18 protein-coding genes and 1 pseudogene are annotated in these 18,509 nt (G+C 65.5%); 12 read left to right on the forward strand and 7 right to left on the reverse strand.

Annotated features, from left to right (window positions below; all coding sequences use genetic code 11):
* Window positions 1–35: 35 nt before the first annotated feature.
* Window positions 36–956: an AEC family transporter gene (locus E3T46_RS02425; protein ID WP_134469513.1), complete on the reverse strand. Its 921-nt coding sequence runs from the start codon at window positions 954–956 to the stop codon at window positions 36–38.
* A gap of 116 nt (window positions 957–1,072) precedes the next feature.
* Between E3T46_RS02425 and E3T46_RS02430 the strand changes: the two genes are divergently transcribed.
* Window positions 1,073–1,888 (forward strand): alpha/beta hydrolase, encoded by an 816-nt coding sequence (locus tag E3T46_RS02430; RefSeq protein ID WP_134577325.1) that lies wholly within the window; start codon window positions 1,073–1,075, stop codon window positions 1,886–1,888.
* 301 nt (window positions 1,889–2,189) lie between these two features.
* Here the strand turns inward: E3T46_RS02430 and E3T46_RS02435 are convergent, their stop codons facing one another.
* Both E3T46_RS02435 and E3T46_RS02440 read right to left on the reverse strand, forming a co-directional pair.
* Entirely contained in the window at window positions 2,190–3,647 is a 1,458-nt protein-coding gene (locus E3T46_RS02435; protein ID WP_134577326.1) for an APC family permease, read from the reverse strand.
* A gap of 74 nt (window positions 3,648–3,721) precedes the next feature.
* On the reverse strand, window positions 3,722–4,558 hold the full coding sequence (locus tag E3T46_RS02440) for an SDR family oxidoreductase (protein ID WP_134577327.1): 837 nt from the start codon (window positions 4,556–4,558) through the stop codon (window positions 3,722–3,724).
* A 60-nt stretch (window positions 4,559–4,618) separates the two neighbouring features.
* On the opposite strand from E3T46_RS02440, the gene E3T46_RS02445 reads away from it, so the two are divergent.
* Window positions 4,619–5,770, forward strand: coding sequence for a cation:proton antiporter (locus E3T46_RS02445; protein WP_134577328.1), 1,152 nt, complete (start codon window positions 4,619–4,621; stop codon window positions 5,768–5,770).
* On the opposite strand, the gene E3T46_RS02450 is transcribed toward E3T46_RS02445, so the two are convergent.
* Window positions 5,767–6,168, reverse strand: a complete 402-nt coding sequence (locus E3T46_RS02450) for a DUF3592 domain-containing protein (RefSeq protein WP_233195416.1) — start codon at window positions 6,166–6,168, stop codon at window positions 5,767–5,769. The genes E3T46_RS02445 and E3T46_RS02450 overlap by 4 nt on opposite strands.
* Before the next feature lie 80 nt (window positions 6,169–6,248).
* Here E3T46_RS02450 and E3T46_RS02455 point away from each other — a divergent pair.
* Window positions 6,249–6,353, forward strand: a pseudogene (locus tag E3T46_RS02455) (LLM class F420-dependent oxidoreductase); the annotation flags it as partial.
* A gap of 137 nt (window positions 6,354–6,490) precedes the next feature.
* On the opposite strand, the gene E3T46_RS02460 reads toward E3T46_RS02455, so the two are convergent.
* Window positions 6,491–7,174: a GntR family transcriptional regulator gene (locus tag E3T46_RS02460; protein ID WP_134577329.1), complete on the reverse strand. Its 684-nt coding sequence runs from the start codon at window positions 7,172–7,174 to the stop codon at window positions 6,491–6,493.
* A 154-nt stretch (window positions 7,175–7,328) separates the two neighbouring features.
* Window positions 7,329–9,107: a gamma-glutamyltransferase family protein gene (locus E3T46_RS02465; RefSeq protein WP_347232600.1), complete on the reverse strand. Its 1,779-nt coding sequence runs from the start codon at window positions 9,105–9,107 to the stop codon at window positions 7,329–7,331.
* Window positions 9,108–9,120: 13 nt separating this feature from the next.
* Here E3T46_RS02465 and E3T46_RS17730 point away from each other — a divergent pair, with 13 nt between their 5' ends.
* The 3 genes from E3T46_RS17730 (at window position 9,121) to E3T46_RS02480 (ending at window position 11,080) form a co-directional block, all read left to right on the forward strand.
* Entirely contained in the window at window positions 9,121–9,309 is a 189-nt protein-coding gene (locus tag E3T46_RS17730) for a hypothetical protein (RefSeq protein ID WP_166790151.1), read from the forward strand.
* A gap of 65 nt (window positions 9,310–9,374) precedes the next feature.
* Window positions 9,375–10,151 carry a sulfite exporter TauE/SafE family protein gene (locus tag E3T46_RS02475; RefSeq protein WP_134577331.1) on the forward strand — a complete coding sequence of 259 codons (777 nt, stop codon included), beginning with the start codon at window positions 9,375–9,377 and terminating at the stop codon, window positions 10,149–10,151.
* Window positions 10,152–10,186: 35 nt separating this feature from the next.
* Window positions 10,187–11,080 (forward strand): amidohydrolase family protein, encoded by an 894-nt coding sequence (locus tag E3T46_RS02480; protein WP_134577332.1) that lies wholly within the window; start codon window positions 10,187–10,189, stop codon window positions 11,078–11,080.
* A 160-nt stretch (window positions 11,081–11,240) separates the two neighbouring features.
* On the opposite strand, the gene E3T46_RS18160 is transcribed toward E3T46_RS02480, so the two are convergent.
* Window positions 11,241–11,435: a hypothetical protein gene (locus tag E3T46_RS18160; protein ID WP_174845367.1), complete on the reverse strand. Its 195-nt coding sequence runs from the start codon at window positions 11,433–11,435 to the stop codon at window positions 11,241–11,243.
* Window positions 11,436–11,536: 101 nt separating this feature from the next.
* Here E3T46_RS18160 and E3T46_RS02490 point away from each other — a divergent pair, with 101 nt between their 5' ends.
* The 6 genes from E3T46_RS02490 to E3T46_RS02515 all read left to right on the forward strand — a co-directional run bounded on the left by E3T46_RS02490 (window position 11,537) and on the right by E3T46_RS02515 (window position 18,508).
* Window positions 11,537–12,943 carry a DUF6421 family protein gene (locus tag E3T46_RS02490; protein WP_134442322.1) on the forward strand — a complete coding sequence of 469 codons (1,407 nt, stop codon included), beginning with the start codon at window positions 11,537–11,539 and terminating at the stop codon, window positions 12,941–12,943.
* Window positions 12,943–13,608 (forward strand): SDR family NAD(P)-dependent oxidoreductase, encoded by a 666-nt coding sequence (locus E3T46_RS02495; RefSeq protein WP_174845368.1) that lies wholly within the window; start codon window positions 12,943–12,945, stop codon window positions 13,606–13,608. The genes E3T46_RS02490 and E3T46_RS02495 overlap by 1 nt, the downstream gene beginning before the upstream one ends.
* Window positions 13,609–13,718: 110 nt before the next feature.
* Window positions 13,719–14,603, forward strand: a complete 885-nt coding sequence (locus E3T46_RS02500) for an ATP-binding cassette domain-containing protein (RefSeq protein ID WP_134577333.1) — start codon at window positions 13,719–13,721, stop codon at window positions 14,601–14,603.
* Window positions 14,600–15,712 (forward strand): ABC transporter permease, encoded by a 1,113-nt coding sequence (locus tag E3T46_RS02505; RefSeq protein ID WP_134577334.1) that lies wholly within the window; start codon window positions 14,600–14,602, stop codon window positions 15,710–15,712. The genes E3T46_RS02500 and E3T46_RS02505 overlap by 4 nt, the downstream gene beginning before the upstream one ends.
* Before the next feature lie 49 nt (window positions 15,713–15,761).
* On the forward strand, window positions 15,762–16,826 hold the full coding sequence (locus E3T46_RS02510) for a low specificity L-threonine aldolase (RefSeq protein WP_174845369.1): 1,065 nt from the start codon (window positions 15,762–15,764) through the stop codon (window positions 16,824–16,826).
* A complete protein-coding gene (locus E3T46_RS02515) occupies window positions 16,823–18,508 on the forward strand; it encodes a long-chain-fatty-acid--CoA ligase (protein WP_134577336.1) in 1,686 nt (561 codons plus the stop codon). The genes E3T46_RS02510 and E3T46_RS02515 overlap by 4 nt, the downstream gene beginning before the upstream one ends.
* Window position 18,509 lies beyond the last annotated feature (1 nt).

Here is an 18,509-nt window from a genome sequence, read left to right on the forward strand (position 1 = left end):
GGATGTGAGCAAAATCTCCGCAGTTCTGCCGGCACTCAGGCAAGGAGGGCCGCGATCACGAGCAGGGCGGGCATGGACAGGATCGTGGTGAGCAACACGGTGTCGCGGGTGACGACCATGGCCCGGTCGTAGCGCGAGGCGAAGTTGAAGATGTTCTGCGCGGTCGGCAGCGCCGACACGGCGACGACGGCGAACAATTCGGCACCGGCGAGGTCGAACACGAAGTGCCCGAACAGGTACGCGACGATCGGCATGAGCGCGACCTTGATCACGGTCGCGGCGACGACCTGTTTGCGCCCGGTTCCGGCCTTCAGCAGGCGCTGGCCGTGCAGCGACATGCCAAACGACAGCAGCACCAGGGGAATGGCGGCGCCGCCGATCAGCTCGAACGGGGCGAGCACGGGTTTGGGCAGCGTGATGCCCAGCATCGCCACGAGCACACCGGCGAGCGAGGCGATAATCATCGGGTTGCGAATGGGCTGAGTCACGATCGACCGAAACGACGCTCGGCCCTGGGTGGCGAGGTCGAGAATGGCCAGAATGGTCGGGGCCAGAATGACCAGCTGCAGCAGCAGCACGGGAGCCACGTACTGCGCGCTGCCGAGCACGTAGATGGCTACCGGAAGCCCGATATTGTTTGCGTTGACGTACGTCGCGGTCGATGCGCCGAGCACCGTCTCGGCCAGGGGTCGACGAAAAAACAAGCGGGCGGCGATGACATAGACGACGACACCGACCACGATGGTGCAGACAATGGCGAGCAGAAATTCAGAGAACAGCACGGTGACATCCGCGTGCGAGAGCACCGTGAACAGCAGCGCCGGAGTCGCCACGAAGAAGGCCATCCGATTGAGCACCCGGCCGGTGCCGACACCGACGATGCCGAACCGTTCGACAAAGTACCCGATCAGGATCACAAATCCGATAATCGAAAACCCGACCAGTACACCGCCCATTATGTTGAGCCTAGGGGTTTCGGACCGCGCACCAGGTCAAAACAGCCTCTACCGATTTTAGCCATCGCACGAGCCCGGTCTTTCGGGCGCACCGGACGTGGCGCTACGCTCGGGGCATGCCCAGACTCGATGTTCCCGGCGCTTCGCTCTACTACGAAACACTGGGCGACCCCGAATCTCCCGCCCTGCTGTTGCTGCACGCCGGCATTGCGACCCTGCGCATGTGGGATCCGCAGGTCGCGGCTCTCGCGGCGCACCACTTCGTCATTCGCTTTGATGCCCGCGGTTTCGGCCAGACGACGACCGAGAATGTGGAATTCTCCAATCGAGCGGATGCCGCGGCGCTGCTCGATCATCTCGGCGTCGCTCGGGCCACCCTCATCGGCTGCTCACGCGGTGGCACGATTGCGATCGACCTGGCCGTGACCAGTCCCGAGCGGGTGGCGGGCCTGGTCACGATCGGCTCCGGCCCCAGCGGATTTCCCGAGGTGGAGCTCACCGAGCGGGAAGACGCCCTGTTCGACAAGCTCGATGCGGCCTTCACCGCCCGCCAGTGGCCCCGGCTGGCCCGGCTTGAGGTCACCCTGTGGGCGGTCGGGCCGACCCGTAAGCCGGCCGACGTCGACCCGGCCTTTCTCGCCCTGGCGCAAGAACTCAACCTGCGCAACGTCATCCACGCTACGGAGGCACCGATCTCGATTCCGCTTGAGCCGCCCGCGCTCGACCGGGTCAGCGACATCGATGTTCCGGCGCTCGTCACCGTGGGCGAGCTCGACGTCACCTCAGCGCTGGCCCATTATGAATTTCTGCTGGAGATGCTGCCGCAATCAAGCGGATGCACGTTCCGCGGCACCGCGCACCTGCCGAGCGTGGAGCATCCGCTGGAATTTCAGCGTGTGCTGATCAGCTGGCTGGCGACTAACAGCCTCTGATCGGCTCGTCTCCTCCCCCGCACGGAGTGGGGAGAGGGTCGGGTTCCGCAGACAGCTCGCGCAGGGCGACGGAGGTCTCGACAGGGTCGACCGACGGAGAGGCAGTTCAGGAGACCTCAAGGCACAGGCACAGGCACAGAAAGGCTGGGGCCCCGGTCCGTCAAGGTGGTCACCTTCCTGCTGGAAGAGTGCCGACGAGGGGAGTACGAGTGCCCCAGCCACAAAAACAGCACTCATCTTCGCGGGAAATGCAAGATTAATTTCGCATTATTTTCGGCGCTGACGCGACCGGTTCCGGGCGCTAGGAGCGACGCGATCCGAGGCTCTCCAGCAGGCGTTCCTCGGCGTCGTGGCCCGGCGCGATTCCAGCCGGAATGCGCAGGTAGAAGAACACGCCGCCGACCCACCAGAGGGCGAACAACACCCAGGGTTCGAACGACAACGCGGCCGGCATGCCGGGCATATACAGGCTGAGCAGGGCCAGGCAGAGCGCGGCTGCGGCAACGCCGATCACGACTCCGCCGTTGCCCTTGCCGCCCACGCGCAGCGGGCGGTCCATCTTCGGTTCGCGGCGGCGCAGCACCACAAAGGCCACGGCAACCAGAATGTAGGCGATGACGATGCTCGGGGCTCCGGAATCCACGAGCCATCCGAGCATCTGCGTTCCGAAGAACGGCGCCATGAACGACAGAACGCCGACGAAGATGAGCGAGTTGGTCGGCGTGCGAAATTTCGGGTGCAGCTTGCCGAACCAGGCCGGCAGCATGCCGGAGCGCGCCATCGAGAACATCAGGCGTGATGCCCCGAGCAGCAGCGAGTTCCACGAGGTGAGGATTCCGGCGATTCCGCCGGCGATGAGCACCTTGGCCATGACGTCGCTGCCGAAGAGCGCGCCCATGGCATCCGCTGTGGCGATATCGGTTTGGCCAATGGCCGCCGCCGACATGGACGATGACGTGGTGAGCACGATCATGACGTACCAAATGGTCGCGAGAATAACGGCAACCACAACGAGCCGGCCGATCTGGCGCGGCGCAACGTTGACCTCTTCGGCCGATTGCGGAATGACGTCGAAGCCGACGAACAGGAAGGGCACGACGACGAGCACGGCGAAGAATCCGCCCATGCCGCCGGTGAAGAACGGTTCCATATTCACCGTGGAGCCGCCGGTGAACGAGCCCAGCACGAGCATCACACCGACTATCAGCAGAAACAGCACCACAAAGGTCTGCACGACCCCGGCCAGTTTCACACCCCGGATGTTGATCCCCGTGATCACGACGGCCGCCACGGCTCCGACCAGCGCCCAGGTCAGATAGACCTGCTCGCCAGCTATCTGCCAGAGCGGGATCTGGCTCAGGTTAGGAAAGAGATACCCGGCCGTGCGCGGTAGGGCGACGGCCTCGAAGGCGACGATGGTGACGTAGCCGCCGGTGATCGCCCACGATCCGACGAACGACCAGCGCGGCCCCATGGCCCGCAGTAGAAAGTTGTGTTCGCCGCCGGCCTTGGGCATTGCCGCGGTGAGTTCGGCGTAGGTGAGGCCGACGATGCTCATGATGATGCCGCCGGCGATCATGGCTGTGACGGCGCCCATCGTGCCGGCGTCGTTGATCCAGCCGCCGGTCAGCACGACCCAGCCGAAACCGATCATGGCTCCGAAGCCGAGGGCGAGTGCGTCTCTGTTGCCGAGCACTCTGAGCAAAGACGGTGCGTGGTAGCGATGGTGTCCCCGTTTGTTTCGGCTCGTACTCAACATTGAGTGACGCCGGATGGTGCGCCGCCGGCGTTGGTCTACCTTGAGTCTGCCACTTTCCCGGCGGTCGGGGGCCGCTACCCGCGACCGACCCACCGATCCATCGAGCGGTACACGCCGAAGACGCGACCGGCGACGGTGTCCCAGGCTGCCAGCGGCAGCACGCCGCGCAGCACCTTCGACAGGCTGACCGTCCAGGGCAACAGCAGCTGCGGCTTGCCGGCGAGCATGGCCCGCCAGACCCGATCGACGACATATTCCGGGGTCATCAGCGGGGTGAGCAGCGGCCCGCGGGCGCCCTCGAACATGCCGGTATCGATGTAGCTCGGGCAGACCGTGGTGACCTTGACCTGACCGTGGCCCTGCTGCACGAGCTCGAGCCGCAGCGAATCGCTCCAACCGATCAGGGCGGCCTTCGAAGCTGCATACACGCTCATGCGCGGGGTGCTGAGGGTGCCGGCGGCCGACGCGATATTTACGATGCGTGACTCACGCCATCCGCTCGCAATCATGGCCGGGAGAAACTCTCGGGTGATGTACATCGGGGCGAGCGCGTTGATCTGCATGGTGGGGCGGGTGTCTGCGCCGTTATCGTGCTCCCAGAAATATTTGCCACGCACGATTCCGGCGTTGTTGATGACGACGTCGGGGTTGCCGATCTCGGTGCGCACGCGCTGTGCGGTCTGCGCGATGGCGCCGAGATCGGCGATATCCACGACGTACGGCGCGATCCGGGTGAGCCCGTTGGAGCGTTCCGTCAGGATGGCAGCAGTTTGGGCGAGCGCAGCACCGTCGCGGTCCCAGAGGATGACGGCTTTGGCCCCCTCGGCAACACAGCGTTCGGCATACAGGCGGCCCATGCCGCTGGCTGCTCCGGTTATCAGCACGTGGGCTCCGGCGACGGTTCGACTCATACCCCCATCATGCCGTCTGCAGCAGTACTACGCTCGATCTAGCAACAGGAGGAGGCGCGGATGGACTTTCAAACCCTCGCGATCATCTCCGTGGTCGCGTTGCTCGGGCCACTCCTGGCAATGCCGCGCCGTTGGAATATCCCGGTCGTCATTGGCCAGCTCGCCGCCGGCGTTATCGTCGGTCAAACCGGCTTCGGCCTCATCGAGGCCGCCGACCCCACGCTGACCCTGTTAGCGGATGTCGGATTCGCGTTGATCATGTTCGTGGCCGGCACGCACGTGCCGGTTCGTACCGGCGCGATTCGCGCGGCGCTCTCGGCGGGCCTGGTGCGGGCGATTCTCGTCACGGTCTCGGCGATCGCCCTCGGCGTGGCCATCGCGATAATGTTCGGAACGAATCACGCACCTCTTTATATAGTGCTGCTGGCTTCCTCGTCGGCCGCGCTCGTGCTGCCGCTCATCCACTCCCTGGGGCTGCGCGGGCGCTCGATGCTCGAACTCACGGCACAGGTTGCGATCGCGGACATCGCGGCCATCGTGGCGCTGCCCCTGGCCATCGACCCGCCGAATGCGGGCCGCGCGGCGCTCGGCGCCGCCCTGATCGCAGCGTTGGCCGTGGCCGTGTACCTCTTGTTGTCCCGTTTGGAACGCAACGGCTCCCGCGCACGGCTGCACAAGCTCTCGGCGAACCGCAAGTTCGCCCTCGAGCTGCGCATCCAACTGGCCATTCTGTTTGCCCTCTCGGCGGTGGCCGTGTTCAGCCATGTCTCGGTCATGCTCGCCGGTTTCGCGTTCGGGCTCGCCGTCGCAGCGGTCGGCGAACCGCGCCGCCTCGCCCGCCAGCTCTTCGCCCTCGCCGACGGATTCTTCGGCCCGCTGTTCTTCGTCTGGCTCGGCGCTTCGCTCGCGCTGCGCGACCTGACCGACCACCCGCAGATGATTGCCCTCGGCCTGACACTGGGCCTGGCGACCCTGCTGACCCACGCGACCACCCGGGTGCTGGGCCTGCCCCTGTCATTCGGGCTGCTGTCGGCGGCCCAGCTCGGTATACCGATCGCGGCCGCGACGATCGGTACCCATCTGCACGTGCTCGCCCCCGGGGAGGCGGCGGCGCTGCTGCTCGGCGCACTCGTGACCATCGCGGTGACCGCGGCGGCGAGCGGATGGGCGCGGCCGCGCGCAGCATCCGCTGCCGAAAAGACGGTCGGTTAGACGAACATCAGCACGATGCCGGTCACGCCGGCGAGCACGCCGATGCCGAGCAAGACCAGGCCGATCAGGCGCAGGCCCTTACCGTCGAGTTCGGGGTCGTGTGTGCGGCAACGCTCGGGATGGCGGTTGCGAAACCACACGCGCACATCGTCGCCGGGCACCAGGTGGTGCGTCTCGTGGGTGTCGGCCGGGCATTCGTGGACATCGCCGTCGCCATCAAACCAGCGGATGACCGTGGCCGGCCCCGACGCGGCGATCACCGCGGTCGTGCGGGTCCAGCGGCCACTGATGCCGCGCACGGACAGGCCGACAATGTAGAGCAGCGCTCCGATGATGAGGCCGACGAGGGTGAGGATCTCGCTCATAATGCCGGCGAAGTCGAGAGCGTGCACTGTCACCGCCGTCCGTTTGTTGTTGTCGTCCTGGCTCCAGAGTAACGTTTGACGCCCCGACCAGGCGGCAGTCTAGGCATGAAACCATGCGATTCGGACTGTTTGTACCCCCGGGCTGGCGACACGATCTGGTCGGAATCGAACCCGCCGAGCAGTGGGCAACCATGAGCGGCCTGGCCACCCACGCCGATGTCATCTCGGGTGGACGCATCGAACCGGTCGTAGCCCTGGGCCACACCAGCCTCCATGCCACTTTCGGCCATGCCGTCGCGGGCATCCTGGCCGTGAGAAATAGGCCTGCTGCGCGCGCTTGTCCCGGTTGCGCCGGCTAGTTGGGAAGGCCGGCGCCGTCTACCGTGTCTTGGTGATCACGGATCGTCGCGGCGGTCTGCATAACGTGAGCCATCATGCACACCGCTGCCCGGTCGCCGTCGTGGTCGCGCAGCGCCTCGTAAATCTGGCGGTGCTGGTCCCACGAGCCGGCGGCCCGCGTCACGACGACCTGGTAGAAATACCAGCGAATTCGTCGTTGCAGCACCCCCAGCATTCGGGCAATCACCGAGTTGTCGGCGGCCTCCACGACAATATTATGAAACCGGTCGTTGAGCTCCAGCAGGTGCTTAGCGTCCTGGGCCGCGATCGCCGCATCACCATGCCCCAGCAGCTCCTGAAGCCGAGCTAAATCGACGTCTGAAATATTTTCGGCGGCCAACCGTGCGCAGTCGCTTTCCAACAGTGAGCGGGCGTGGAAAACCTCCTGCACTTCCTTGTCACTGGGAGCGTGCACGAAGGCACCCTTCTTGCCCGGCCGATGTTCGACGAAGCCGTCGTGCACGAGTCGTTGAATGGCCTCACGCACCGGGTTTCGGCTCACCCCCAGCTGCTTGGCGACTTCGTCTTCGCGCAGGTGGGAACCCGGTGCGATGACACCGTCGACAATGGATTCTTCCAACACCTCGTAAACCCGTTCGCCCAGGGTTTGCGCAGCTTTCAGTAAGCCGAGAGTGCGCAACTCATCCCCTTTCGACTCCAAGACGTCCCACACTTCAGCTATTCCTCTTCGACCATTCCTGCGTGGCGGAGCGCCATCTGCCGCCGTCCGGCGCGCACAACATTTGTTGATTATGCCGCAGTTCTCGGGGCGCCTCGTTCAGTGCCCCGTGCGACTAGCGCCCGACGGCGTAGCCCTGGTTGCCCCGAGGGTTGGCGGCAGCCTTGAGCCAGCCGCCATCGCGCGCCACAGCGCTCACTCGCCCTTCGGACCACGGCTCACCGACCACGACGACGTGACCGCGATCCCGCAGCTCGTCAAGCACGGCCGAATCAAACCGACTCTCCAGATAGACCTCGGCTGGATGCGCATCCCGCGGGAAGAAGGAGTTGGGCATGTGCGTGGAGTGAAAACCGGGGGCATCGATACCCTCCTGCAGATTCATATCGCCGTGCACGAGGTTCAGGAAGTAGTTCAACGACCATTGATCCTGCGCGTCGCCGCCCGGGGTTCCGAACGCGAGCCAGGGCTTGCCGTCGCGCAGGGCGAAGGACGGCGTCAGCGTGGTTCGTGGGCGAGCGCTCGGGCGCAGGGAGTTCGGCAGACCTTCCTGGAGCCAGAACATTTGAGCGCGGGTGCTGAGGCAGAAGCCCAACGCGGGGATCGTTGGGGATGATTGCATCCAGCCGCCACTGGGCGTGGCCGAGATCATCATCCCGTTGGCATCGACCACGTCGACGTGGCAGGTGTCCCCCCGGGTCTCCCCCGATTTGGCGATCGTCGGCTCGCCGGACCCGATCAAATTCTCATAGCCGGCTGGAGATGCCGGGTAATGCGGCAGTCGTGCCTGGGCGCCGCCGGGGTTGCCGGGGCGGAGTTCCACGGAGGCCGTGTCGGTGATCAGCAGGCGACGCTGCGCGTTGTATTCCGGGCTGAGCAGAGCCGCCATGGGCACGTCGGTGAAATTCGGGTCGCCGTACCAGGCCTCGCGATCGGCAAAGGCGAGTTTGCAACTCTCCAGGATGGTGTGCACCCAGTCAGCGGAGCCGGGTCCCATCGCGGTCAGATCGAAGCCTTCGAGCAGCGCCAGTTGCTGCAGAAAGACGGGTCCCTGCCCCCAGGGGCCCGTCTTGCAGACGGTGTAGTTGTGATACTCGTAGGTGAGCGGCTGTTCCACCGTGGGCTCCCACCGGGCCAGGTCCTCGGCGGTCAACAGCCCCCGATGACGCTCCCCCGAGGTATCCATCACCTCGTTGTCTGCGCAGAATTCACCGATGGCTTCGGCGACAAAACCGCGGTACCAGCAGTCCCTGGCCGCGCGGATTTGCGCTTCTCGCGACCCGCCGTCAGCTTCGGACTCCGCGACTATCCGGCGCAGGGTCGCGGCCAGCACAGGATTTCGGAAACAGCTTCCGGTCGCGGGCACCTGTCCGCCCGGCAGCCAGGTCGCCGCCGAGGTGGGCCACTCGGTCGTGAACAGTTCCTGCATCGTTTCGATGGCAGCGGATACCCGTTTGAGCAGCGGATGCCCCTCCTCGGCATAGTGGATGGCCGGTTCGAGCACCTGGCGCAGCGTCATGGTGCCGTGCAGTTCCAAGAGCAGCGTCCACGCCCCAAAGGCACCCGGCACGACCGCGGGCAGCAGGCCCGTCCCTGGCATCACGTCCAGGCCCAACCCGGTCACGGCCTCGATCGTTGCCGCAGCCGGCGACACGCCCTGGCCGCAAATGGTGGATACCTGCTGGTCGATTTCCGACCAGACCAAAATCGGAACCTCGCCACCGGGTCCGTTGAGGTGAGGCTCAACAATTTGCAGCACGAAGCCGGTGGCTACCGCGGCATCGGCGGCATTGCCGCCGCGCTCGAGGATGCTCATTCCGGTGGCCGAGGCGATCCAGTGGGTGGAGGCCACCATACCGACGTTTCCGACGAGTTCAGGACGGGTGGTAAACAAGATTCGTGTCTCCTTGGCTGATGCGCGATGCGCCATTTTCTCCGGTGACGAGGTGGCAGGCGCTCTGGTGTTCGAGGCTCGTTACGCCGAGCAGACGCGGCACCTCGGTTCGGCAGCGATCAATCGCAACCGGGCAACGGGCGTGGAACGGGCATCCACTTATTACTTCGGTTGGACTCGGCAGATGGAAGGAGTGAAATAGTTCGTCTATTGTCTGGATACTGTATACGGTATAGAGACAGATCGTCTATGAATAGGACAATAACCATGGAAATTGAGATAGGGCTACTCAATGGCACGATTATCTTCGTGGCGGGGATCGTGGCCGGAATCATCAATGTGGTGGCCGGCGCGGGAACGCTGATCACCTTTCCGACCCTGCTCGCCCTCGGCATCCCCCCGATCACCGCCAATGTGTCGAACACCGTTGGCCTGGTACCGGCCTCCGTCACCGGCGCCTACGGCTACCGACGAGAGCTGCAGGGACAGTGGCGCGCGGTCGGGCTCATGGCCGTCTTCTCCGCCGTTGGTGGGATCGTCGGCGGCATTCTGCTGCTGGTTCTGCCGGCATCCGCCTTCTCCATTGTCGTTCCGTACCTGCTGCTTCTTGCCGGTCTGCTCGCCGCCATTCAGCCGCGCGTCGCGCGATTCGTGCGACGCAAATCTGACGTTGCGCATGCCGATACCCGCCCGGTGACGATTGGTCTTATCCTCGGCGTGCTGGCGACGGGCGTGTACGGCGGCTATTTCGGGGCAGCCCAGGGCGTTGTCCTTCTGGCCCTGCTGGGTATCCTCTGGTCAACCGATATGCACCGGGCCAATGGCGCCAAGAACGTTCTGGCCGGTGTCGCCAACGTCGTGTCGGCGGTGATCTTCATCTCCAGCGGCACGGTCGACTGGATGATTGCCGTCCTGATCGGCGTCGGCTCGGCCCTCGGCGGCTGGCTCGGCGCCAGAATCGGGCGGCGCCTGCCGGCTCCCGTGCTGCGCACGATTCTCGTGATCGTTGCGCTGACGGCCGCGGTCGTGCTGCTGGTCACCTGATCACTTCGGTCAGGCAATCTGACACACTGGGTGCAATGAGTCTCAGCGACAATGAGGTGCCGGCCTGGTGGCGGGGGCTCGGCCTGCCCGGGCTGGTCGACCTGCACACCCACTTTCTCCCCGAGCGGATGCTGCGGCGCGTCTGGGCCCACTTCGACGAGATCGAGCCGCTCATCGGCCACCCGTGGCCGATTCGGTACCGCGAGGACCAGGAGTCGCGGCTCGCGACGATTCGCCGGCTCGGCGTGCGGCGCTTCACCGCGCTGTCCTATGCGCATCGTGCCGGGATGGCGGCTTCCCTGACCGATTTCTCACTCGATCTCGCGAAAGAGCATGCCGACTGCGTTCCGAGCGCCACGTTCTACCCGGAGGAGGGCGTGCTCGACCAGGTGCAGTCCGCCCTCGACCGCGGCGCACGAGTGTTTAAAATTCACGCGCAGGTCGGGGCTTTTGATCTCCGCGAACCGATCCTCGACCCGGTTTGGGGGCTGCTCGCCGACGCCGCGATTCCGGTCGTGATCCATGTCGGCAGCGGGCCGGTTGCTCGGCCGGGGATCACCGGGCCGGACGCGCTTGCCGGAGTGTTGGTCCGGCATCCGCTACTCACGGCGGTCGTCGCGCATCTGGGCGCCCCGGAATACGGCGAGTTTCTCGACCTGGCCGAGCGGTATCCCTGGGTGCACCTTGACACCACGATGGTGTTCACCGACTTTTTCGAGCAGTTCGCGCCGTTTGACCCCGCCCTGCTCTCGCGGCTGGCGGACCTGCCCGACCGGGTGGTGCTCGGCAGCGATTTTCCCAACATTCCGTACCCGTATGCGCACCAGCTGGAGGTGCTCGAACGCCTGCGCGACCGGGAGCCGCGACTCGACGACGACTGGCTACGCGCGGTCTGCTGGTACAACGGGCTACGCCTGATCGGCGAATAGAAGCGTGCCGGACCGACTCACAGCGGTCCTGCCCTAACGCGTACGCGTTCGACCCGGTGTTCGCGAAGGCCTCTGGCCGGCAGGGCATCGACTCTGGTTCCGAGCAGGTCGCCCCGCTCGTGTTCCAAGCGAGCCAACGCGAACAGTCCCGTTCCTGGCGCTATTCGTCCTCGGTCAGCGGCAGAGTGGCGCGCCGCCTGACGACCGCGCGCAGCACCGGCATCTTCAAGCCGATGAAGACGTCACCTTCGCCATATTGGCCGGGACCGGTTTGAAAGAACCGGGCAACCCGGACCTCCAGCGCAAAAAGAGCCGAAACCGGCGATTCTTGGCGCCCAACCCGGCCCGGAGTCATGGTTCGTTGCGAGAACTAGCAAGAAAACGCCGCTCTGCGCCCGATATTCTGAAGGAGCACGCCCGCCGCAACCGCGGCACTCACGCGAATCGGAGGTTCCCATGTCGATATCTGTTGAAAAAACACACGTAGCTAACGCTCTGGTCGGAGAGCCCGAGGTTCTCGAAGACGGCGTCGATCTCGCCCAGCATCCGTCCTGGCGCGACCTCAAGGCCGCGGCGACCTCGCTACAGGGCCTGCAGTCGCAGGACGGTTCGATTGCCGACGCCGCGCGGCATGCGGATGCTGACGTCTCCGTTTCGCGCATCACCGCAGCGATCACCGACCTCGCGCCGCGCTTCACACACGATTCCAGCTATCTCGAAGCCCTGATCGTGGACTTTGACCGCTGGGCCGCTGAGGGATTCGGCGTGCCCGACTTCTACGATTCCCTGATGGCTTTTCAGCCGCAGCAGCACCGCATCAACGGGCTGCGCCACCTCGTGGTATTCCCGATGTACACGCAGAACGGCAGCGCCAACCGGCTCGTCGAGGCCGTGCTGATCGAGGTCATCTGGCCGGAATTCATCGGCGAACTTGAGGCCGGCTATACGAACAAACTGTTCGTGCCAATTCGTTTTCTCGATTTCACGCCTGGCTACGACACCAACTCGGCCGTACTCTTTCCCGAGACGGTCGCGATGCGCGAGATTCCGACGTTTACCTGGGGGGCGATTTTCGCCGACCGTGAAGCCGCCCGTTTTCGCCGGGTCGTGCGCGCGGCCGCTGAGATCACTCGGCTCGAGCTGCCGTCCGAGGCTACCGCGCTGCTCGACGACCAGCACCTCACCGAAGAGACCTTCGTGATGTGGGATCTCATCCACGACCGCACGCACATGCGCGGCGACCTGCCGTTCGACCCGTTCATGATCAAGCAGCGCATGCCGTTCTTCCTGTATTCACTCGAAGAACTGCGCTGCGACCTGACCGCCTTTCGCGAGTCGGTCACGATCGAGCGCAGCGAGCTGGCCAGCCCGGAGGCGCGTCGGCACGCGAAACTGGTGCAGTACGCGGTCATCTTCGACCGCATCTTTCGGTTCGCCATCACCGGCAACCGGGTGCGCAACTATGACGGCCTCGGCGGCCAGCTATTGTTCGCCTGGATGCACCAGCACGGTGTTCTGCACTGGACCGACACCCGCCTCACCTTCGATTGGGACGCCGTTCCCGAGGTGGTCATCGCACTCGGAGCGCAGGTCGACGAGCTGTACTGGGCGTCGATCGACCGACCGAAGAAGGCGCACTGGCTCGCGGCCTACGAGATGATCTCGAAGACCCTCACTCCGAATCCGGCGTCGACCTGGGCCCGCGGCCTGCCGCTCGAGGTGCTCGCCGGCGCCCCGAAGGGCTACACCGACCAGGTTCTCGACGACGAATTTCCGCTGTCGATGTTCTTCGAAGCGCTGGAAAAGAAGATGCGCACGGTCATCGACTCGACGGCCGGTATCACCGCCAGCGCGGTCGACTGATGGGTGCCAGTCTGGCCGTCGCTGGCCGAACCGTGCTCATCGCCGGGGCGACCAGCACGGCCGGCCTGGCCGTCGCCTCGTCACTAGCGGATGCCGGCGCGCGCGTCGTCGCCGTCGGCTCCAATCTCGCCCGCCTCCAGTCCGTGCTCGCGGTCGCGCCCGAGGCCGCGCTCTACGAGTGCGACCTCACTGACTTTGCCGCCGTGACCGCGCTGGCCGGCGCGATCGGCCCGATCGACGGGCTGATTCACCTCGTGGGCGGCTGGCGCGGCGGCGGCGGTCTGGCCGGTCAGACCGACGAGGATTGGGAATTTCTGCACTCGCACGTGGTTACCACGCTGCGCAACACCACCCGGGCGTTCAACGCCGACCTGCTGGCCGCGTCGGCCGGGCGGCTCGCCATTGTGTCGAGCGTGTCGGTAGACCGACCGACCGCTGGCGGCGCGAATTATGCGGCCGCGAAGTCCGCGGCCGAAACGTGGGTACGCGCGATCGGAGCGGGGTTTGCGAAAGCCGGGGACACCGCCGCGGCTGCGATCTTCGTCGTCCGTTCGCTCGACGGGCTCGAAACGGAGCTGGCTACCCGGGTGACGGGTTTGTGGGAGGAAGCGGCGGCATCCGTCAATAACAGTCGGGTCCTGCTCAAGGCCGACACCGAAACCTAATGCTGTGAAACACAGGCCGCGCTGCCGAAACCGGCGCACGCGCCGGCCGGTGGATGTGTCGCGCCGGCCCCCCGCGCTACCGTGAAGTCACGCACAACGAAGGGGCGGGCATGCTCGACATTCGGGGAGTCACCAAGAGCTACGGCACCCGGCAGGTGCTCAGTGACGTGAGTTTCACCGTCGGGGACGGCCGCATGACCGGCTTCGTCGGCGCGAACGGCGCCGGCAAAACCACCACAATGCGCATCATTCTCGGTGTGTTGTCGCCCGACTCGGGCACCGTGCTCATCGACGGGGTTCCGGTTACGGCGAGTGATCGCCGCCGGTTCGGCTACATGCCCGAGGAGCGTGGCCTCTACCCGAAAATGAAGGTCGCCGGGCAACTCGTCTACCTGGCGCGTCTGCACGGGCTGTCACCGGCATCCGCTCGCCGCAACACGACCAATCTGCTGGAGCAGCTCGGCCTCGGCGAACGGGCCGGCGACACCGTCGAGTCACTGTCGCTCGGCAACCAACAGCGCGCCCAGATCGCCGCCGCACTCGTGCACGACCCCGAGTTTCTCGTGCTCGACGAGCCATTCTCCGGCCTTGACCCGCTCGCCGTCGACGTGGTCATGAGCGTTCTCGCGGGTTACGCGGCGCAGGGCGCGCCCGTGCTGTTCTCGTCGCACCAGCTTGACATCGTCGAACGGCTCTGCAACGACCTCGTCATCATCGCCGAGGGTGAAATTCGCGCCACCGGCTCCGGCGAGGCCTTGCGCGACCAACACAGTCGCCCCCGGTTTGAGATTCGTACCGCGGGCGACATCAGCTGGATCCGTTCGCAGCCCGGCATCGCCGTCGTCGACTTCGACGGCGATTACGCCGAATTCGAGGCAGCAACGGATGCCGCCAGCCAGGCGGTCCTGCAGCACGCGATCACGCTCGGCGCCGTTCACACTTTCAGCCAGCAGAGACCCAGTCTCGCCACCATCTTCAAGGAGGTCATCGCATGAGCAACGCCACCCGCCCGGTGCACACCGCGCCCACCTTCGCCCAGAGTGTCTGGCTGGTTTCCAACCGCGAGATCGCGGCGCGGCTGCGCAGCAAATCGTTTCTGATCGCGACCGGCATTTTGCTGCTCATCTCGATGGGCTCCGTCATCGTCGGCAGCATTATGAGCCAGAACACCAGCCTGACCAAGGTCGCCGTGGTCGGCACCGCGATCAGCGTCGTCGAGCAGACGCAAGCCTTCGACATCGTGGAAGCATCCAGTGCCGAAGACGCCGAGGCGCTCGTGCGCGATGGCACGGTCGATGCGGCCGTTGTGCCGTCGACGAATCCCGATTCCTTGCTCGGCATCACCGTGATCGCGCTCGATTCGGCGCCGGGCGAGGTTCTCGGCGCGCTCAGCGTGAACCCCGAACTTGCGATTCTCGAACCGGCCGAGCAGGACGGTTTTCTTGCGTACCTCGTGGCGATCGGCTTTGGAATCATCTTTCTCATGTCCGCGACAACCTTTGGCGCCACGATCGCGCAGAGCGTCGTCGAAGAGAAGCAGACCCGCATCGTGGAGATTCTCCTGTCAACGATTTCGGTGCGGGCCCTGCTCGCCGGAAAGGTGCTCGGCAACAGCCTGATGGCGTTCGCGCAGATCGTCTCGATCGGCTTGTTGGTCTCGATCGGTCTGGCGGTGACCGGGCAACGGGTGCTGCTGGCCGACGTCGGCCCGGCGATCGTATGGTTCGCCGTGTTCTTCGCGTTTGGCTTCGTGCTGCTGGCCGCCCTCTACGCGGCCACGGCATCGATGGTGTCCCGGCAGGAAGACGTGGGATCAGCGACCTCGCCGGTGTTGTTCCTCGTCATGATCCCGTATTTCATGGTGGTTTTCTTCAACGACAACCCGCTCGTGCTGGCGATCATGTCGTACGTGCCGTTCTCAGCGCCGGTCGGGATGCCGGTGCGCATCTTCCTGGGCCAGGCCGAATGGTGGGAGCCGGTGCTCTCGCTCGTCGTGCTCGCCCTGTCGACGATGGTGGTGATTCTGATCGGGTCGCGCATCTACTCGAACGCGCTGCTGCGTATGGGCTCCCGCGTCTCCCTGCGCGAGGCTCTGCACAAGTAGCGGCATCCACTTCGTGCAGACGGCCAGACGAATGCGGGAGGATGGAGGGGTGACCCAACTCCATGATCTTTCGTCCCGCGGTTTCGCCTCCGACAATTACTCCGGCATTCATCCGGAGATTCTGGAGGCGATGACCCGGGCCAATGGCGCCCACCAGGTCGCCTACGGTGAAGACGTCTACACGGCCCGGCTACAAGAGGTCTTCGTCGAACAGTTCGGCGCTGGCGTTGAAGCGTTCCCCGTTTTCAATGGCACCGGCGCCAACGTCACCGGGCTGCAGTCGATGCTGCCACGCTGGGGCGCCGTGATCTGCTCGGCCACCGCGCACATTCACACTGACGAGGGCGGCGCCCCCGAACATGTCGGCGGCTTCAAGCTGCTGCCCGTCGTGACCCCCGACGGCAAGCTGACCCCGGAGCTGATCGACCAGGAGGCCTGGGGCTGGGGCGATGAGCACCGCGCCCAGCCGCTCGTCGTGTCGATCACCCAGACCACCGAGCTCGGCACCGCGTACACCGTCGACGAGGTGCGCGCCATCGCCGATCACGCCCACTCCACGGGCATGACGCTGCACATGGACGGCGCCCGCATCTCCAACGCCGCCGCCAGCCTGGGCGTGCCGCTGCGCGCCTTCACCCGCGACGCCGGCGTCGACGTGCTCAGCTTCGGCGGCACCAAGAACGGCATGATGCTCGGTGAGTGCATCGTGGTACTGAACCCATCGGCATCCACTGGTCTGAAATTTCTGCGCAAGTCCAACATGCAGCTCTCCAGCAAGATGCGGTTCGTCTCGGCGCAGCTCATCGCGCTGCTCGACGGCGACCTGTGGCTGCGCAACGCCAGCCACGCCAATGCCATGGCGGCTCGGCTGCGCGGCGCGCTCGAGACCGAACTCGCCCAGGGAACCATCACCGGCCTCAACTTCAGCCAGGCCACCCAGGCCAACGCCATCTTCGCCACCCTGCCCGACGGTGTCGCCGACCGGCTGCGCGAATCCTTTCGCTTCTACGACTGGGATGCGTCCAAGAACGAGGTGCGCTGGATGTGCGGCTTCGACACGACCGAAGACGACATCGACCAGTTCATCGCCGCCATCACCCGAGAACTGTCATGACCTTCAAGGATCAGCCCTGGCTCGCCTCTTACGCGCCCGGCGTGCCCGGCACCATCGACGAGACCACCGAAACCCTCACCGAGATGATCGAGGCCTCGGTCGAGACCTTCGCGTCGAACATTGCCTTGGATTTCTTCGGCGCCACGACCACCTTTGAGCAGCTCGGTGAGCAGATCTCCCGAGCCGCCAACGGCCTGCGCAAGCTCGGCGTGAGCCCGGGTGACCGAGTGGCCCTCGTGCTGCCGAACTGCCCTCAGCACGTCGTGGCGTTCTACGCGGTGCTGCGCCTCGGCGCCATCGTGGTTGAGCACAATCCGCTCTACACCGACCGCGAGCTGCGCCACCAGTTTGAAGACCACGGCGCCAAGGTCGCGATCGTCTGGGACAAGGTCTACGACGCCGTCCGTGCTTTTCCCAGAGATATGGGCATAACGGATGTCGTCACCATCGACCTCACGCGCGCCATGCCGTTCTCGAAACGGCTGGCCCTCAAGCTGCCGATCAGGAAGGCCCGGGACGCTCGCGCCTCCCTCACCGCCGGGCCCGGAAAGGGCGCGATCAGCTGGGACTCCCTCGTCGGAACCCGCAAGCTGCATGCCTCGCATCAGCGCCCACTGCTCGGGGACACCGCCGTTTTGCAGTACACGAGCGGCACGACCGGCACCCCCAAGGGCGCCATTCTGAGTCACTACAACCTGCGCGCCAACGCCGCCCAGGGCTCCGCCTGGGTGGCGGGCCTGCGGCCCGGCGAGGAAACCGTGTACGGCGTGCTGCCCATGTTCCACGCCTACGGCCTCACGCTGTGCCTCACCTTTGCGATGAGCATCGGTGCCCGCCTCGTGCTGTTTCCCAAGTTCGACGAGAAGCTCGTGCTCGACGCCACCAAGCACGCACCGCCCACCTTCCTGCCGGCGGTGCCGCCGATCTACGACCGCCTGGTCACGGCCGCTGCGAAGAAGAAGGTGAGTCTCGCCGGCATCCGTTTTGCTATTTCTGGTGCCATGAACCTGCCGGTGTCGATTGTGGAGCGCTGGGAGAGCGCGACCGGCGGGCTGTTGGTCGAGGGCTACGGCATGACCGAGGCGTCGCCGATCGTGGCCGGCAACCCGATCGGCCCGAGCCGCCGCCCCGGAACGGTCGGCGTGCCGTTTCCGAGCACCGACATTCGCGTGGTCGACCCGGAGGACCCGACGGTTGAGCGCGGCTTCGAGGAGGAGGGCGAGCTGCTCGTGCGCGGTCCGCAGGTGTTCTCGGGCTATTGGGGCCGCCCGAGCGAGACCGCCCAGGTGCTGCTGCCCGGCGGCTGGCTGCGCACCGGCGATATCGTGCGGGTCTCCGCCGACGGCTTCATCACCGTCGTCGACCGGATGAAGGAACTCATCATCACCGGCGGATTCAACGTGTCGCCGTCTGAGGTCGAAGAAGCCCTGCTCTCGCACCCCGACATCGTCGATGCTGCCGCGGTCGGTCTGCCGAGCGCGAACGGCGGCGAAGACGTCGTGGCCGTGGTCGTATTGGCTGGCGGCGCCGAACTCGACGTGGCCGCGGTGCGCGAGTACTGCCGCACCCGGCTCTCGGCGTACAAGGTGCCGCGCCGCATTGTCGAGGTCGACGACCTGCCGCGCAGCCTCCTCGGAAAGGTGCTGCGCCGCGAGGTGCGGGGCCGGCTACAGGGCAAGTAGA

The sequence above is a fragment of the Cryobacterium sp. Hh11 genome (genome assembly GCF_004404045.1).
Classification (GTDB): Bacteria; Actinomycetota; Actinomycetes; order Actinomycetales; family Microbacteriaceae; genus Cryobacterium; species Cryobacterium levicorallinum.

Bases quoted from the DNA above. Each gene is read 5' to 3' on its own strand.
- E3T46_RS02425 (WP_134469513.1), bottom strand. From the start codon at position 956: ATGGGCGGTGTACTGGTCGGGTTTTCGATTATCGGATTTGTGATCCTG.
- E3T46_RS02430 (WP_134577325.1), top strand. From the start codon at position 1,073: ATGCCCAGACTCGATGTTCCCGGCGCTTCGCTCTACTACGAAACACTG.
- E3T46_RS02435 (WP_134577326.1), bottom strand. From the start codon at position 3,647: ATGTTGAGTACGAGCCGAAACAAACGGGGACACCATCGCTACCACGCA.
- E3T46_RS02440 (WP_134577327.1), bottom strand. From the start codon at position 4,558: ATGAGTCGAACCGTCGCCGGAGCCCACGTGCTGATAACCGGAGCAGCC.
- E3T46_RS02445 (WP_134577328.1), top strand. From the start codon at position 4,619: ATGGACTTTCAAACCCTCGCGATCATCTCCGTGGTCGCGTTGCTCGGG.
- E3T46_RS02475 (WP_134577331.1), top strand. From the start codon at position 9,375: ATGGAAATTGAGATAGGGCTACTCAATGGCACGATTATCTTCGTGGCG.
- E3T46_RS02480 (WP_134577332.1), top strand. From the start codon at position 10,187: ATGAGTCTCAGCGACAATGAGGTGCCGGCCTGGTGGCGGGGGCTCGGC.
- E3T46_RS18160 (WP_174845367.1), bottom strand. From the start codon at position 11,435: ATGACTCCGGGCCGGGTTGGGCGCCAAGAATCGCCGGTTTCGGCTCTT.
- E3T46_RS02490 (WP_134442322.1), top strand. From the start codon at position 11,537: ATGTCGATATCTGTTGAAAAAACACACGTAGCTAACGCTCTGGTCGGA.
- E3T46_RS02495 (WP_174845368.1), top strand. From the start codon at position 12,943: ATGGGTGCCAGTCTGGCCGTCGCTGGCCGAACCGTGCTCATCGCCGGG.
- E3T46_RS02500 (WP_134577333.1), top strand. From the start codon at position 13,719: ATGCTCGACATTCGGGGAGTCACCAAGAGCTACGGCACCCGGCAGGTG.
- E3T46_RS02505 (WP_134577334.1), top strand. From the start codon at position 14,600: ATGAGCAACGCCACCCGCCCGGTGCACACCGCGCCCACCTTCGCCCAG.
- E3T46_RS02515 (WP_134577336.1), top strand. From the start codon at position 16,823: ATGACCTTCAAGGATCAGCCCTGGCTCGCCTCTTACGCGCCCGGCGTG.